Annotated in this window: 2 protein-coding genes; both read right to left on the bottom strand. The window is 36.6% G+C overall.

The window, feature by feature from the left end; all coding sequences use genetic code 11:
- Positions 1 to 35 precede the first annotated feature (35 nt).
- Positions 36 to 1556 (bottom strand): AAA family ATPase, encoded by a 1521-nt coding sequence (locus FZ949_RS07815; RefSeq protein ID WP_180998576.1) that lies wholly within the window; start codon positions 1554 to 1556, stop codon positions 36 to 38.
- Positions 1549 to 2424, bottom strand: coding sequence for an NAD(+) kinase (locus FZ949_RS07810; protein ID WP_103579589.1), 876 nt, complete (start codon positions 2422 to 2424; stop codon positions 1549 to 1551). The genes FZ949_RS07815 and FZ949_RS07810 overlap by 8 nt, the downstream gene beginning before the upstream one ends.
- Positions 2425 to 2439 lie beyond the last annotated feature (15 nt).

Raw genomic sequence — 2439 nt, 5'->3', positions numbered from 1 at the left:
TATTTACAAAGCTTAAATTAATAATTTAAATTAAGCTACTTTAAAAGCCCTTTAGCAAAATTTATTGCTTCTTCGCTTACATGTTCGCCACTTATCATACGCGCAAGCTCGTTTACACGCTCCTCTTTATCGAGCTCTCTTACGACCGAGTTTTCTCCGTGACGTTCTACCAAAAAGTGAGAATTTGCCTTTGAGCTAAGCTGTGGCTGATGTGAAATAGCAAAAATTTGATAAAAATTTGCAAGCTTAAGCAAGACATTTGCGATACTCATCGCCTCTTTTCCACTTAAATTTGCATCTATTTCATCTAAAATAATGACATCACCGCCCGTTTTTGTGATCTCACTAGAGGTAGCTATGAAGGCTAGCCTTAAGCGGTTTAGCTCGCCTGAGCTTAAATTTTTAAGCGAAGTCTCATTTAAATTTAGACAAACCTCATCAACGCCTAAAATATCAAGCTTTTTAGCCTCAATACTCAGCGTAATATCTGGCATATAAAGCTCTTTTAGGTATGAATTTATCATCACCTCAAGCTCTTTTAAATTTACGCTCCTTGCCTTGCTTAAAGCGCTGGCTAGCTCATTTGCCTTTTTGCTTAAAATTTCAAATTTCTTCTCTAGCTCGCTCTTTTCAAAGCTTAAATTTTCATATCTGGCAAGCTCTTTTTCCTTTTTATCAAGTGCTTCTAACGCCTCCTCTTCGCTGCCATATCTTCTGATGATGGCATTTAGCGCCTCTATCCTATCAAGCACGCTTTCCACATCGATATCATCGAGTTCTTCCATATTTAGGCTATCTCTTGCGACCCTTAGCTCATTCATCGCATCTTCAAAAAAACCATTGTCAAGGTCACTGATGCTTAGCGCCTCATTTACGCTGTGCTCTAGCTCAAATATCCGCTCAGCCCTAGCCCACGCCTCATTTATCTTATCCTTTTTACTAAGCCTTTTTTTAGTCTCCATAAGCTCTTCAAACTCGCCCTTTTTAGGCCCAACGCTTCTTATCTTCTCGATCTCAAAGCTAGCAAGCTCCTTTAGCTCTTCGACCTTTTTCTCTTCCTCTTTTATAGTGGCTAGCTCTTTTGAAATTTTAGAAAATTCTAAAAACGCTTCTTCAAATTCCTGCTTTATCTCTTTAAATTTCTCATTTTTTGAAATTTCAAGCCTATCAAGCAAATTTAGAAATTTCTCATTTTCAAATTCATTTACCTCTTTTGCTGAGAGGTATTTGATGTGCTCGCGCGCCACTTGGGCTAAATTTTTCTTTGAGATGGCTTGTTGGTTTATAAAATATCTCGTGCTTTTATCTTTTAAAAGCTTGAAAATATTGACCTCTTCGTTTTCTATGCCAAACTCATCAAGCTCAAATTTATGCTCCACGTCAGCTTCTATCAGCCTTGCCTCGCTATCTTTTAGCCCAAAAACTGCCATTATGGCACTCATTAGCACCGACTTACCAGCACCGCTAACACCCGTAAATACGCTAAGACCCTCTTTAAAATTTAGCTCGACATTTTTAAAATTTAGATAATCTTTAATCAAAATTCGATCAATCATTATAACCCCAGTGAAGTTTCTCTTTTAAAATTTGAAAATAATCTCTACCGATATGGCGTATCAGCCTCGCTTTTTTGTTGCTAAGACTCATGCTAACGGCTGAAATTTTACTCATATCAAAGCGGTCTTGGCCGTCTATAACCAAAATCGCATCACTATTTGTTCTAAATTTGACCGTATGATTTTTCGTAAGCACGACTGGACGCTGTGTAAGTGAATGCGAGCAGATAGGAGTTACTGTAAAAACTTCGCTTAATGGATAGATAATAGGACCATTTGCGCTCATGTTATATGCCGTTGTTCCAGCAGGTGTCGCTACTATAACGCCGTCTCCAAAATATGAATTAAAATATTTTTCATTTAAAAGTGCCTCGATATGTGTCATCGAACCGCCATTTTTACTAACAATGACTGCGTCATTAAATGCTATCTTTTGCTCAGTTTTGCCATCATTTTTATGAAGCACGACATCAAGCATAAAAGGCGTTTCAACCTCAAATTTACCATCAAAAAAGTCTTTAAAAAATTTCTCACTCTCATTAATCATTATGTCAGTTAAAAATCCGAGCCTACCAGCGTGTATGCCAAGGACAAGTGGCGAGATGTGAGCTAGCTTTCTACAAGTTGAAATGATCGTGCCATCTCCGCCAAGAGTGATTAAAAATTCGCACTCTTTGGCTAATTTTATAAGCTCAAAACCATTTTTTTCTATACGCTTAGCACAATTTTTTTCAAGCAAAATTTCTGCGTTATACTTTTTTAAAATTTTTTCTAATTTTTCTAAATCTTGCCTAAATAATGGATAATCTTTAGCAATAAGTCCTACTTTTTTTGTGCAAAAAGTATTAAATTTTTGTTCATTTTTCATGTAAATGATTGTAAC

The sequence above is a fragment of the Campylobacter concisus genome (genome assembly GCF_902460545.1).
Lineage (GTDB): Bacteria > Campylobacterota > Campylobacteria > Campylobacterales > Campylobacteraceae > Campylobacter_A > Campylobacter_A concisus_AE.
This window is presented reverse-complemented; position numbering and strand designations above follow the sequence as displayed.